9 protein-coding genes and 1 pseudogene are annotated in these 13,150 nt (G+C 64.0%); 7 read left to right on the forward strand and 3 right to left on the reverse strand.

Annotation, left to right across the window (positions count from 1 at the left end; all coding sequences use genetic code 11):
* Window positions 1-18: 18 nt before the first annotated feature.
* Complete coding sequence (gene nadC / locus ACLEJQ_RS07695) at window positions 19-867, reverse strand: carboxylating nicotinate-nucleotide diphosphorylase (protein ID WP_440793685.1); 849 nt, start codon at window positions 865-867, stop codon at window positions 19-21.
* 269 nt (window positions 868-1,136) lie between these two features.
* Between nadC and ACLEJQ_RS07700 the strand changes: the two genes are divergently transcribed.
* The 5 genes and pseudogenes from ACLEJQ_RS07700 to ACLEJQ_RS07720 all read left to right on the forward strand — a co-directional run bounded on the left by ACLEJQ_RS07700 (window position 1,137) and on the right by ACLEJQ_RS07720 (window position 7,153).
* The gene (locus tag ACLEJQ_RS07700) at window positions 1,137-3,356 is read left to right on the forward strand and encodes a DUF1631 domain-containing protein (protein WP_440793687.1); all 2,220 of its coding nucleotides are present in this window, start codon (window positions 1,137-1,139) and stop codon (window positions 3,354-3,356) included.
* 64 nt (window positions 3,357-3,420) lie between these two features.
* On the forward strand, window positions 3,421-3,981 hold the full coding sequence (gene ampD / locus ACLEJQ_RS07705) for a 1,6-anhydro-N-acetylmuramyl-L-alanine amidase AmpD (RefSeq protein WP_440793689.1): 561 nt from the start codon (window positions 3,421-3,423) through the stop codon (window positions 3,979-3,981).
* Window positions 3,978-4,814: a regulatory signaling modulator protein AmpE gene (ampE, locus tag ACLEJQ_RS07710; protein ID WP_440793691.1), complete on the forward strand. Its 837-nt coding sequence runs from the start codon at window positions 3,978-3,980 to the stop codon at window positions 4,812-4,814. Before ampD ends, ampE begins: the two co-directional genes overlap by 4 nt.
* A 1,277-nt stretch (window positions 4,815-6,091) precedes the next feature.
* Window positions 6,092-6,295, forward strand: a pseudogene (locus ACLEJQ_RS07715) (HAMP domain-containing protein); the annotation flags it as partial.
* 153 nt (window positions 6,296-6,448) lie between these two features.
* A complete protein-coding gene (locus ACLEJQ_RS07720; RefSeq protein WP_440793953.1) occupies window positions 6,449-7,153 on the forward strand; it encodes a methyl-accepting chemotaxis protein in 705 nt (234 codons plus the stop codon).
* 127 nt (window positions 7,154-7,280) lie between these two features.
* Here the strand turns inward: ACLEJQ_RS07720 and ACLEJQ_RS07725 are convergent, their stop codons facing one another.
* On the reverse strand, window positions 7,281-8,057 hold the full coding sequence (locus tag ACLEJQ_RS07725) for a TatD family hydrolase (RefSeq protein ID WP_440793693.1): 777 nt from the start codon (window positions 8,055-8,057) through the stop codon (window positions 7,281-7,283).
* A 3-nt stretch (window positions 8,058-8,060) separates the two neighbouring features.
* The gene (cra, locus tag ACLEJQ_RS07730) at window positions 8,061-9,056 is read right to left on the reverse strand and encodes a catabolite repressor/activator (protein WP_440793695.1); all 996 of its coding nucleotides are present in this window, start codon (window positions 9,054-9,056) and stop codon (window positions 8,061-8,063) included.
* A 288-nt stretch (window positions 9,057-9,344) separates the two neighbouring features.
* Between cra and ptsP the strand changes: the two genes are divergently transcribed.
* Together ptsP and pfkB are read left to right on the forward strand one after the other, a co-directional pair.
* Window positions 9,345-12,209, forward strand: a complete 2,865-nt coding sequence (gene ptsP / locus ACLEJQ_RS07735; protein ID WP_440793697.1) for a phosphoenolpyruvate--protein phosphotransferase — start codon at window positions 9,345-9,347, stop codon at window positions 12,207-12,209.
* Complete coding sequence (gene pfkB, locus ACLEJQ_RS07740) at window positions 12,209-13,150, forward strand: 1-phosphofructokinase (RefSeq protein ID WP_440793699.1); 942 nt, start codon at window positions 12,209-12,211, stop codon at window positions 13,148-13,150. Before ptsP ends, pfkB begins: the two co-directional genes overlap by 1 nt.

Here is a 13,150-nt window from a genome sequence, read left to right on the forward strand (position 1 = left end):
CTTGCAGCTTGCAGCTGCTCAGAGACTGAGCCGCATCGACAAATCCACCGCCTTCACATCCTTGGTCATCGCTCCAATCGAGATGTAGTCCACCCCGGTCTCGGCAATCGGGCGCAATGTGCTTTCGTTGACGCCGCCGCTGGCCTCCAGTTTGGCCTTGCCACCGTTCAGGCGCACGGCTTCGCGCATGTCGTCCAGGCTCAGTTCGTCGAGCATGATGATATCGGCATCGGCCGCCAGCGCTTCTTTCAATTCCGCCAGGCTTTCCACTTCGACTTCCACCGGCTTGCCTGGGGCGATTCTGTGGGCGGCAGCGATGGCCTGGGCGATCCCGCCGCAGGCGGCAATGTGGTTTTCCTTGATCAGGAACGCGTCGTACAAGCCGATGCGGTGGTTATGGCAACCGCCGCAAGTGACGGCGTATTTCTGCGCCAGGCGCAGGCCCGGCAGAGTCTTGCGGGTGTCCAGCAGCTTGACCTGGGTGTCGGCGACGAAGTCGGCCAGGTAGCGGGCCCGGGTAGCGACGCCTGACAGCAGTTGCAGGAAGTTCAACGCGCTGCGCTCGCCGGTCAGCAGCGAGCGGGCCGGGCCTTCGAGGTGGAACAGCGCCTGGTCGGGACTGACCCGGTCGCCGTCGCGTACTTGCCAATGCACCGCGACCCGTGGGTCCAGTTGCCGGAACACCGCATCGACCCAGGCCGTGCCGCTGATGGTCGCGGCGTCGCGGGTAATGATGGTGGCCTTGGCCAAGCGTTCGGCGGGGATCAGTTGCGCGGTGATGTCGCCGCTGCCGATGTCTTCGAGCAACGCACGGCGCACGTTGGCTTCGATTTCGGCGGTCAGATCGGCGAGGCGTAGATTCGGCATGACGGGCTCCACAAACAAAGTGGCCCGATTATAGGGCCAGGCCGTGAGCGAACCCAAGGCGCCGCGCGCCTGCCCAGCGCTTCAGGACCTGCATTTGGTCGCATCCTCGCAACATTTCCTGATTTTTCCGGTCACTTGTTGCGCAGTATTTCGAGCTCGATCGCAGAGTCTGCTGGCAGGACGGGGTTCTTTTACCTGATAATCCGCCTTTCGATTGACGCCATAGCTTTGACGTTGCGAACCGAAGAACGCCGTTTCAGGAGGCCAGAATGCATAACGACGGGAATGTAGTGCCTTTGCATAAGGTATCTACCGATCAGGCGAATCGTTCGCCGCTCGCCCGCCTGCCGGTGATTCTGCTCCAGGTCCGCGACAAGGCCGCCCAGCAGCTGCGCCAGGGTTTGCAGGGGCTGTTCGATAACGCCGACGACACGCTGTTCGAAATGGCCGACCGGGCGCGGGACGACGTCGAGCAGAACCTGTTCTTCGAAGCCATGCGCGACCTGCGCCTGAAGCGCAAGAGCATCGAGCGCGAATTCATCGAGCAGTTCTTCGATGCTTTCGTCAACCTGGCCCAGTATGATTTTACCCAGGCCACCCTCGCGCCCGTCGTGGCCGCCGGCATACCCGCGCAACCGACCAAGGACGAGCTGGAGCGCCACCTGGCGGTCGAGTCCATGGTCGCCCGCGTGCTCAGGCACGATGGCGTGGCGCTCGAACAATTGACCGCCCGGCTCGGCGTATTACTGGAGCGGCCACTGACCAGCCAGCACAATCCATTGAGCCCGGCGTTGCTGTGCGAACATTTCCTGCAGGCCGGGCGCAATCTGGGGGTGGGGATCAAGGTCAAGCTGATCCTGCTCAAGCTGTTCGAGCGCTATGTGCTCAGCGAATGCGACCAACTCTATACCGAGGCCAATCAGTTGCTGGCCGCTACCGGGATCCTGCCTGACCTCAAGGCCTCGCCGTCGCGGCGGGCCTCGGATCGCACCGCCGACAAGCCGGTGCCCAAGGCCGACAAACCAGCCAAACCGCGAGCGGCCGAGGTCGACGACAGCGTGCAGGAAGTGTTCGCCGCGTTGCAGAAGTTGTTGATGCAGGTACGCGGCAGTGTGGCGCCCACCCTGGAAGCCAGCGCACCGGCCCAGCCGATTTCCACCCGAGACCTGCTGCGGTTGCTCTCTCACTTGCAGCAATACGTGCCGGCACCTGCTGTGCAGGACGAATTCGACCTGCGCGGCCAGCTGGAACAATTGCTCACCCGCGTCAGCGTCAGGAGTGGCAAGTCCCGGGTTGTGGAGGATGCCGATGAGGATGTGATCAACCTGATCTCGATGATGTTCGAGTTCATCCTCGACGACCATAATCTGCCGGACACCTTCAAGGCCCTGATCGGGCGCCTGCAAATCCCGATGCTCAAGGTCGCGGTGCAAGACAAGAGTTTCTTCAGTCGCGGCAATCACCCCGCCCGCAGGTTGCTCAATGAGATTGCCGCCGCGGCCATGGGGTGTGGCGATTGCGATGACCAACAGCGCGATAGCCTCTACTTGCGTATCGAGCAGGTGGTCCAGCGCCTGTTGAATGATTATGTCGATGACCCGGCGATTTTCTCCGAGTTGCTGGCTGACTTCCTGGCCTTCACCAGTGACGAACGGCGCCGCAGTGAACTGCTTGAGCAGCGCATCCGTGACGCGGAAGAGGGCAGGGCCAAGGCCGACCTCGCTCGGCAGCGAGTCGAAGGAGCGCTGAACCAGGTCCTGCTGGGCAAGGTGTTGCCCCTGGCGGTGGTGGAGTTCGTGCAACAGGCCTGGAGCCAGGTGCTGCTGTTGACCTGCTTCAAGCACGGTGAACATTCCGAGGAGTGGAAAGCGGATGTCCTGACCCTGGAGCAATTGATCTGGAGCGTCCAGCCGCACGATGAGTCCGACGCCGGCCTGCGCTTGCTGGCGATGGTGCCGGAACTGCTCAAGGCCCTGCGCGAGGGCTTGAGCCGCTCGGCGTTCGACCCGTTTGCCACCAGCGAATTCTTCAGTGAGTTGGAAGTGTTGCACGTGCAATCGCTCGAGCGCATGGGACAGGCGCCGGAGCAGGCGAAGCCGCAGCCGTCCGACCTGCCGGTAATGGTCCAGGTGTCGGAAAGAATCGTCCTGCGCGCAGCCAACAAGGCGCCGGCGGAGAGCGCGGCAGTTCGGCTGCCGGCCGATGACGTGGGCTTGATCCAGGTCGATCAATTGCGCCTGGGCAGTTGGGTCGAGTTCCAGGAAGAGGACGACAACCGCCTGCGCTGCAAGCTGGCGGCAATCATCCAGGCCACCGGCAAATATGTCTTCGTCAACCGCACCGGTCTCAAGGTGCTGGAGCACAGCCGCACCAGCCTGGCCCTGGAGTTCCGCCGAGGGGCGGCCCGGTTGCTGGACGACACGTTGTTGTTCGACCGGGCACTGGAGTCGGTGCTGGGCAATCTGCGCCAGCTCAATCGCGGCAAGTGATCGCGCAGCCGGGGCCGATCGCGGCATACTGGCGCCATTCACTGTCGTCATCGAAGGAACCCGTATGCAGCTGGACCCCGCGAGCGGTTGGTGTGATGGCGTGCGTCATTGCCCCTCGCCCAACTTCAATGCGCGCCCCGAGGGCGAAATTTCCCTGCTGGTGATCCACAACATCAGCCTGCCTCCGGCACAGTTTGCCACGGGCAAGGTGCAGGAATTCTTCCAGAATCGTCTGGATGTCACGGAACATCCCTACTTTGCCGGTATCGCTGACCTGCGTGTCTCGGCGCATTTTCTGATCGAGCGTGACGGTGCCGTCACCCAGTTTGTCTCCTGTCTGGACCGCGCGTGGCATGCGGGCGTCTCATGTTTCGAGGGGCGGGAAACCTGTAACGATTTTTCCATAGGCATCGAGCTCGAGGGCACCGATGATCTGCCGTTCACCGACGCGCAATACGTCGCATTGGTGGACCTGACGCGGCAACTGCAGGCGGCGTTCAAGGCGATCACGGTGCAGCGTATCTGCGGGCACAGCGACATCGCCCCGGGGCGCAAGACCGATCCAGGACCGGCATTCGACTGGGCACGCTACCGTGCGGCCCTGACAGAAGGGGAAGGACAATGAGTTTTCTGGTATTGCTGCTGGCGGTCTGGGTCGAGAAATTCTCGGCCTTGCGCCAGCGGGTCCAGCGCGACGGCGGTTGGTTGCGTGAGCTGAACAGGCTCGAGGCGCATCCCCGTTGGGTCAAACGACCATGGCTGGTGCTGATCGTCATGGTGGTGCTGCCGGCGGCGCTGCTGGCGCTGTTGCTGTGGGTGCTGGAGCCGGTAGCCTATGGGCTGTTGGCGCTACCGGTGCACCTGCTGGTGGTGATCTACAGCCTTGGGCGCGGCGATCTGCTCGCCGGCCTGGGGCCGTTTCGCGATGCGTGGCGTCGGCAAGACCTGCAAGCGGCAGCCCATGTCGCCAGGCGCGACCTGGGCCTTGAAGCCAGCGACGGCGAGCAACTGCTGGAGCGGGTCCAGGGGCACCTGTTGTGGCAGGCCTACCAGAGCTTTTTCGCGGTGATTTTCTGGTACTTCCTGCTCGGTCCGGTGGCGGCCTTGAGTTATCGGCTACTGGCATTGGCCGCCGAGCACAGCCTCAACCCCGGCGTAGCGGAGCGGGCCGCGCAGATGCGCCATGCCTTCGACTGGGTGCCCGTGCGGCTGCTGGCGGCAAGCTTCGCCCTGGTGGGCAACTTCGTCGCGGTCAGTCGGGTCATGCTGCACGAGTTGCTGAACTGGAACATCAGCGCCGCGGAACTCATCGACAAGGTTGGCCTGGTGGCGGGTGAGATTCCCAAGCCCGTGGCCGGGCCGGACGGCATCAACAGCCTGGACCGGCTCTGGGAACTGCTGCTGCGCGCGGCACTGCTCTGGTATGCGGGGTTTGCGTTGTGGACGGTGTTGGCCTGACACAGCGAGTGATCGAATGACCGGCAGCTTGTTGTGATAAGTGAGCCTGTTGTGGCCAGTGCGCTTATTGTGGCGAGGGAGCTTGCTCCCGCTGAGGTGCGAAGCGCCTCCAATAGATTGCGGCCGCTGCGCGCCCGAACGGGAGCAAGCTCCCTCGCCACAGGGACCGTGCCACGTTGACTCGTTAACCTTAAGTTACAAATCTCACCGCCGATTTAGGCTATACAGGAACAGCGCCCGAATAGTGGCTTTGTGCTGTCTGCGTGCGCCTGCCCATAACAATAACAACACTACCGGGAGACTCCCTTGTGAAGAGTTTGCTCTGGCCCGCCGTCGCCCTGATGAACCGCCTGAGCTTCGGCATGAAGTTCAGCCTGATCAGCGTGTTGTTTCTTGTGCCCATGCTGGCGACCAACTTCTTTCTGGTGCGCGATTCCTACCGCGAATTCCAGGGCACCCAGGTGGAGCTGCAAAGCCTCGACCTGCTGGGCAGCAGTCTGGCCCTGCGCCGGGATCTGGAAACCCTGAATAATCTGGTGCAGATCAATGCCAGCCTGGGGCAGTCCGGCAAGGCCGGCGACGTGGAGGCGAAGATCGGCACCCTTGAGCAGCAAGTCCTGGCACGCCTGCAAGGCATGACGGCCATGGCTGTGGAGCCTGAACAGGTCAGCGCCTTCGACGCCAAGCGCGACGAGATAATTGCCGCGTTCAAGGCCCAGCAGGCCGAAAGCTCGCTGCAAAGCAAAAGTGCACTGATCGGCAAGCTGCTCAACAGCGCCCAGATGTTCAACCAGATCATTGCCAGCCAGGCCGGGTTGAGTCGTGACAACCAGAGCGACATCCGTCAGCTCAGCGAGCTGATTGTCGGCACCACCCCAAAGGTCACTCAACTGCTGGGTGAGGGCCGTGCGTTGGGCGCGTCTTCATTGGGGCAGGGGTTCCTCAATTCGGCGGCGAGCACCCGCTTCGAAGAGTTGCTCGCGCAGATCGAAAAACTCCAGGGCGAATACGAGCTGAAACTGCAAGACGCCCTGGGGTCGAGCAAAGCCGCTGGGCAAGCCCTGGCCGAGCAGGCGGATGGCAGTAAGAGCACCCTCAAGAAAGCTTCGGAACTGATCGAAGAACAAGTGGTGATGGCCGACACCCTGGATGCGCCATGGCCGGCGTTCTTTGAACAGGTCAGTGGCCTGATGGAGCGTACCTACCGGCTGAACGACGCGACCCAGGCCTTTCTTGGCGTGCAGTTGCAACATCGCCTGGAGCAGAACCGCAGCCACATGGTGTTGCAAGCCGTAGCCCTGGCGGCGGTATTCCTGCTGATTTTTTACCTGTATGCCGGTTTCTACGCCTCGACCCGCACCACCCTCCAGCACTTGGGCCAGATGATGGACAAGGTGGCGGCGGGGGACATGACGGTGAATTTCGTCGCCCGTAGCAAGGACGAGCTGGGGGAGTTGGGTGAGGTGTTCAACGGCACGGTGGCGAAGATCCATGACCTGATCGAACAGGTCGGTCGCACGGTCGCCGAAGTCGAGCGTCAGGCCGGCCAGGTGGAAACGGTATCGGCCCGCAGCAACCAGGCGGTTGCCGGGCAGCGCAGCCAGATCGAACTGGTGGCCACCGCAATGAACCAGATGTCAGCCACCGCCCAGGAAGTGGCCCGCAGCGCCGCCGCAGCGGTCAGCAGCGCCCACAGTGTGAATGACGAGACCCTCAGTGGGCGTGGTCTGGTGGAATCCCAGCAGGGCAGCATCGCTCGCCTGGCCAGCGAGATCGACCAGTCGGTGCAGGTCATCAATCAGCTGGCAACTGACAGCCAGGCGATCAGCCGCGTGCTGGACGTGATCAAGAGCATCGCCGAGCAGACCAACCTGCTGGCCCTCAACGCCGCTATCGAAGCCGCCCGCGCCGGCGAGCAGGGGCGCGGCTTTGCGGTGGTGGCCGATGAGGTCCGGACCCTGGCCAAGCGGACCCAGCAATCGACCGAAGAAATCGAAGCGATGATCAGCCGCCTGCATGGCGGAGTAGGCGCAGCCGTCAAGGCGATGGGCAGCAGCCACGAAATGGCCAGCGGCACGGTCGGCCAGTCGGAGAAGGTCCAGCAGGCCTTGGAAAATATCCTCGGTGCGGTCGGCATGATCGTCGACCAGAACCAGCAGATCGCGGCGGCGGTGGAGCAGCAGACCGCCGTGGCCCACGACATTGACCAGAACATCGTCGAAATCAACCGCGCCGGCGAACGCACCGCCGAAGGCGCACACCAGACTGAGGATGCCAGCCGCGAACTGTCAGCCCAGGTGGTGCAGCTCAAGCAGTTGATCAATGCGTTTCGGGTTTAGCCAATAAAAGCCGCACCACCGCCTCCCTTGTGGGAGCGAGCCTGCTCGCGATAGCGGTCTGTCAGACACCATTGCGTTGCCTGATACACCGCATCGCGAGCAGGCTCGCTCCCACAGGGAAACGCGGTTACCACCCAAACAATTGGCGTGCGTTCTGAGTGCTGGCTTCGGCCAGCCGCTCAGGACTGATCGACATAATCTGCGCCAACGCCGCGCAAATGGCCGGCAGATGCGCCGGGCTGTTGCGCTGGCCGGGGAACATCGCCGGGGCCATGTCCGGCGAGTCGGTTTCCAGCACCACCGCCTCCAGCGGCAGTTGCGCCAGCACCCGGTGCATGCGCAGGGCCTGGGGCCAAGTGGCGGCACCGCCGAGGCCGAGCTTGAAACCCAGCTTGATGTATTCGCGGGCCTCCTCAAGGCTGCCGGCGAAGGCATGGATAATCCCCGCGCGCTTGAGGCCGATGCGCTTGAGTGTCGCGATGACGGCGGCATGGCTGCGGCGCACGTGGATCAGCACCGGCAGCTCGAACTGCGCCGCCAGTTGCAGTTGGGCCTCGAACAACGCCTGCTGGCGCTCACGGTCCAGGGTCTGGACGTAATAATCCAGGCCGATTTCCCCTACTGCGCACAACTGCCGATGCCCGGCCACGCGGGCCAGCCAGTCACGCAAATGCGTCAGGTCCTCGGGTTGATGCTGCTCCAGGTACACCGGGTGCAGGCCCAACGCGGCGTGCAGCTGCGGGTCGCTTTGTACCAGATCCCAGACCCGTTGCCAGTTGTTCCGATAGACCCCCAGCACCACCATCTCGCGGACTCCCAGCGCACGACTCTCGGCCAGCAGGGCCGGACGGTCCGCATCGAAGTCGGGAAAGTCCAGATGGGTGTGGGTGTCGATCAGCTCCATGGGTCAGCCTTGGTGAATGCGCTGCTTGAAAGTCCGCGCAATGGCCTGCACGCCCGGCTGGTAGTCATCGTTTTCGATGGCTGCCAGCGCAAGCTGCAGAGCCTTGTCAGCGATCAACTGATGCTGCTGGGACATGGCGTTGACCGGCAGCGGCAAAAAATCCAGCAGTTGCGTATCACCAAACGTGCCCAGGCGCAGCGGGCGCGACTTGAGCGGGAAGTCGTGCAGCGCGTCGAACACCCCTTGCAGCAGCACGTAGGAGGTGGTGATCAGCGCATCCGGCAAGTGGCCCAGGCGCGTGAGCATTTCTTCCATCAATTGCCGACCGCATTCACGGCTGAACGATTCGCCGTGCTCGATCAGCACCTGGCCCTCGAACCCGGCCAACGCGTCGCGAAAGCCTGCGGTCCGCTCCTGACTGATGCTCAGTTCGGGGCGGGCGCTGATCAGGGCGATCTGCCGGGGCTTGGTCTCCAGCAGGCTGCGGGTCAATTGGAGGCTGGCCTGGCGGTCATCGCTGATCACCGAGCAGAAATGCGCCGGCTCCATGACCCGGTCGATGGCGATGATCGGAATGCCCTTGGCTTGCAATTGCTGGTAGCTGTCGTCACCGGCCGGCAGGCAACTGGCGACGATCAGCGCATCGCAGCGTCGGGCACGGAACAGTTGCAGCAATTGCCGTTCGCTGTCGGGCGCATCGTCGGAGCTGGCGATCAGCAACTGATAACCCCTGGCTCGGGCGCCTTGCTCCAGCAGCTTGGCGATGCGCGCATAACTGGGGTTTTCCAGATCCGGCAGGATGAAGCCCAAGGTGCGCGTGTGTCGACTGCGCAGCCCGGCGGCCTGGGGATTGGGCGTGAAGCCGTGCTCCTCGACCACCGCCCGCACCCGTTCGACGGTGGCGCTGCTGATGCGTTGCTGTTCGGCCTTGCCGTTGATGACGTAGCTGGCCGTGGTCACGGACACACCGGCGAGCTGGGCGATATCACTGAGTTTCAACCCGGTTTTCCTTGTTTTTTCGAGTTTGCCCGACAATAAGGGCCATCCTACCCGATTCAAGATGACGGTCACCGCCCTGACACTGGCGACAAGTTGCACTTCAACGACAAGAGATTATCGAGTAACGTGCCAATCCTTCTAGATTAAACGTTTCAGCAAGCGTATTTTCAAGGCTGTCAGGATTTTTGGCCGTGCTGCCGCGATAGCGCCAAAAACCGTTCTGCGACGCTAAGCTGATTCCATTCAAAACAATACCTGGCGCCGACCGGACGCCAAAAAGGAGAAAGCATGCTCGAGCTCACTCTAGAGCAGATATCCATGGCGCAGACCGCCGTGGATAAAGACGCAGCGCTGCAACTGCTCGCTGACCGACTGGTGGCCGATGGTCTGGTCGCCGAGGGTTACCTCGCCGGCTTGCAGGCTCGCGAAGCCCAGGGCTCGACCTTTCTTGGGCAAGGGATTGCCATTCCCCACGGTACTCCGCAGACCCGCGACCTGGTGCACGCCACCGGCGTGCGCCTGCTGCAATTCCCCGAAGGTGTGGACTGGGGCGATGGGCAGATTGTCTACCTGGCCATCGGCATCGCGGCCAAGTCCGACGAACACCTGCGCCTGCTGCAACTGCTGACTCGCGCCCTCGGCGAGACCGACCTGGGCCAGGCCCTGCGGCGCGCCGGTTCTCCCGAGGCGCTGTTGAAACTGCTGCAAGGCGCGCCGCAGGAGCTGGCTCTGGATGCGCAGATGATCGGCCTTGGTGTGTCGGCCGATGATTTTGAAGAACTGGTCTGGCGTGGCGCCCGGTTGCTGCGCCAGGCCGACTGCGTGAGCAATGGTTTTGCCGGGGTCTTGCAGCAGGTCGAGGCGCTGCCCCTGGGCGACGGCCTGTGGTGGCTGCACAGCGAGCAGACTGTCAAGCGTCCGGGCCTGGCGTTCGTCACGCCGGACAAGCCCATCCGTTACCTCGGCCAACCCTTGAGCGGGCTGTTCTGCCTCGCCAGCCTGGGCGAGGCCCACCAGGCATTGCTGGAAAGGCTCTGTGCGCTGCTGATCGAGGGCCGCGGCCATGAACTGGGCCAAGCCACCAGCAGCCGCAAGGTGTTGGAAGTGCTCGGCGGTGAACTGCCCGCCGACTGGCCCAGCGCCCGCATCGGTCTGGCCAATGCCCACGGTTTGCATGCACGCCCGGCGAAGATCCTGGCGCAACTGGCGAAGAGCTTCGACGGCGAGATCCGCGTACGCATCGTCGACGGCCAGGACAGCGCCGTGTCGGTCAAGAGCCTGAGCAAGTTGCTGAGCCTGGGCGCCCGTCGCGGGCAAGTCCTGGAATTCATCGCCGAACCGAGCATTGCCGCCGACGCACTGCCGGCGTTGCTGGCGGCCATCGAGGAAGGCTTGGGCGAAGAAGTCGAGCCGCTGCCGCCACCGACCGCACCGCAAGAAACCATCGTAGCGGACGTCGCGACGGTCGTGCTGGCGCCCGAATCCGGCAGCCTGATCCAGGCGGTGCCTGCGGCTCCAGGCATCGCCATCGGCCCGGCTCACGTCCAGGTTCTGCAAGCCATCGACTATCCGCTGCGCGGCGAGTCGGCAGCCATTGAGCGTGAGCGTCTGCAAAAAGCGCTGAACCAGGTGCGCCGTGATATCGAAGGGCTGATCGAGCGCGCCAAGGCCAAGGCCATCCGCGAAATTTTCATCACCCACCAGGAAATGCTCGACGACCCGGAGCTGACCGACGAAGTCGACACCCGCCTGAAACTGGGTGAGAGCGCGCAAGCCGCCTGGATGGGCGTGATCGAAGCCGCCGCGAAGGAACAGGAAGCCTTGCAGGACGCCCTGCTTGCCGAACGTGCCGCCGACCTGCGAGACGTCGGTCGTCGGGTGCTGGCGCAGTTGTGCGGTGTGCAAACCCCGAACGAACCGGAGCAACCTTATATCCTGGTGATGGACGAAGTCGGTCCGTCCGATGTGGCGCGCCTGGACCCGACCCGCGTGGCAGGGATTCTCACTGCCCGTGGGGGCGCCACCGCCCACAGTGCGATTGTTGCCCGGGCCCTGGGCATTCCAGCGCTGGTCGGCGCCGGTGCTTCGGTCTTGCTGCTGGCGCCGGGCACTTCGCTGCTGCTCGACGGCCAGCGCGGCCGCCTGCACGTGGACCCGGACGCCGCCACCCTGCAACGGGCCGCGCAAGAACGCGATACCCGCGAGCGGCGCCTCAAGGTGGCCGCCGAACAGCGCCATCAACCGGCCGTGACCGGCGACGGTCACGCCGTGGAAGTATTCGCCAACATCGGCGAAAGCGCCGGCGTCACCAGTGCGGTGGAGCAGGGCGCCGAGGGTATCGGCCTGTTGCGCACCGAGCTGATTTTCATGGCCCACAACCAGGCGCCGGACGAAGCGACCCAGGAGGCCGAGTACCGCAAGGTCCTCGATGGCCTGGCCGGGCGGCCGCTGGTGGTGCGCACCCTGGACGTGGGCGGCGACAAACCGCTGCCGTACTGGCCGATCGCGAAGGAAGAAAATCCGTTTCTGGGCGTGCGTGGCATTCGCCTGACCTTGCAGCGTCCGCAGATCATGGAAGCGCAGCTGCGCGCTCTGTTGCGCTCGGCGGACAACCGCCCGTTGCGGATCATGTTCCCCATGGTCGGCAGCGTCGATGAGTGGCGCCAGGCCCGGGACATGACCGAGCGCCTGCGCCGGGAAATCCCCGTGGCGGACCTGCAACTGGGGATCATGATCGAAGTGCCGTCCGCCGCCTTGCTGGCGCCGGTGCTTGCCAAGGAAGTGGACTTCTTCAGCGTCGGCACCAACGACCTGACCCAATACACCCTGGCCATCGACCGGGGGCATCCGACCCTGTCGGCACAGGCCGATGGCTTGCACCCGGCAGTGCTGCAACTGATCGACATCACCGTGCGGGCGGCCCATGCCCATGGCAAGTGGGTCGGGGTCTGCGGCGAGCTAGCGGCCGATCCGTTGGCGGTGCCGGTGCTGGTGGGCCTGGGCGTGGACGAGCTGAGTGTCTCGGCCCGTAGCATTGCCGAGGTCAAGGCGCGGGTTCGTGAACTGAAACTTGCCCAGGTCCAGACCCTGGCCCAGTCGGCGTTGGCCGTGGGCAGCGCCGATGACGTGCGCGCATTAGTGGAGGCGCTGTAATGGCGAAGATTCTCACCCTGACCCTCAACCCGGCGCTCGACCTCACGGTAGAGCTGGCGCGCCTGGAGCCGGGGCAGGTCAACCGCAGCGATGCGATGCACAGCCACGCCGCCGGCAAGGGCGTGAACGTGGCCCAGGTACTGGCTGATCTGGGCCACACCTTGACGGTCAGCGGTTTTCTCGGCGAGGACAACGCCCAGCCGTTCGAGACGCTGTTTGCCCAGCGCGGTTTTATCGACGGGTTTGTCCGCGTGCCGGGCGAAACCCGCAGTAACGTCAAGCTCGCCGAACAGGACGGGCGCATCACCGACCTCAACGGGCCTGGCCCGGTGGTGGACGACGCCGCGCAACAGGCGTTGCTGGAGCGACTGGAACACATCGCTCCCGGCCACGACGCCGTGGTGGTCGCCGGCAGCCTGCCCCGCGGCGTCAGCCCGCAATGGCTGCAGGCGTTGATCACGCGCTTGAAAGCACTCGGTTTGAATGTGGCCCTGGACACCAGTGGCGAGGCCTTGCGCGTTGCGTTGGCCGCCGGGCCATGGCTGATCAAGCCGAACACCGAGGAACTGGCCGATGCGCTGGGGTGTGAAGTGGTCAGCGAGCAGGCCCAGGCCGAAGCGGCGCAGCGCCTGCACGCCCAAGGCATCGAACATATTGTGATTTCCCACGGCGCCGAGGGTGTGAACTGGTTCAGCGTCGGTTCGGCGTTGCATGCGTCGCCGCCCAAGGTCAGCGTTGCCAGCACCGTCGGCGCCGGGGATTCACTGCTGGCCGGCATGCTGCATGGCCTGCTCGGCGCGCACACCCCGGAGCAGACCCTGCGCAGCGCCACGGCCATCGCGGCGATGGCGGTCACGCAGATCGGTTTTGGCATCCACGACACCGCGTTGCTGGCGTCGCTTGAACAGGGCGTGCGCGTGCGCCCCCTGACAGAACAATAA

Origin of the sequence: Pseudomonas sp. SMV71 (assembly GCF_052042015.1) — a bacterium.
Classification (GTDB): Bacteria; Pseudomonadota; Gammaproteobacteria; order Pseudomonadales; family Pseudomonadaceae; genus Aquipseudomonas.

Coding starts and splice junctions, on each gene's coding strand:
- nadC (WP_440793685.1), bottom strand. CDS start 867: ATGCCGAATCTACGCCTCGCCGATCTGACCGCCGAAATCGAAGCCAAC.
- ACLEJQ_RS07700 (WP_440793687.1), top strand. CDS start 1,137: ATGCATAACGACGGGAATGTAGTGCCTTTGCATAAGGTATCTACCGAT.
- ampD (WP_440793689.1), top strand. CDS start 3,421: ATGCAGCTGGACCCCGCGAGCGGTTGGTGTGATGGCGTGCGTCATTGC.
- ampE (WP_440793691.1), top strand. CDS start 3,978: ATGAGTTTTCTGGTATTGCTGCTGGCGGTCTGGGTCGAGAAATTCTCG.
- ACLEJQ_RS07720 (WP_440793953.1), top strand. CDS start 6,449: ATGTCAGCCACCGCCCAGGAAGTGGCCCGCAGCGCCGCCGCAGCGGTC.
- ACLEJQ_RS07725 (WP_440793693.1), bottom strand. CDS start 8,057: ATGGAGCTGATCGACACCCACACCCATCTGGACTTTCCCGACTTCGAT.
- ptsP (WP_440793697.1), top strand. CDS start 9,345: ATGCTCGAGCTCACTCTAGAGCAGATATCCATGGCGCAGACCGCCGTG.
- pfkB (WP_440793699.1), top strand. CDS start 12,209: ATGGCGAAGATTCTCACCCTGACCCTCAACCCGGCGCTCGACCTCACG.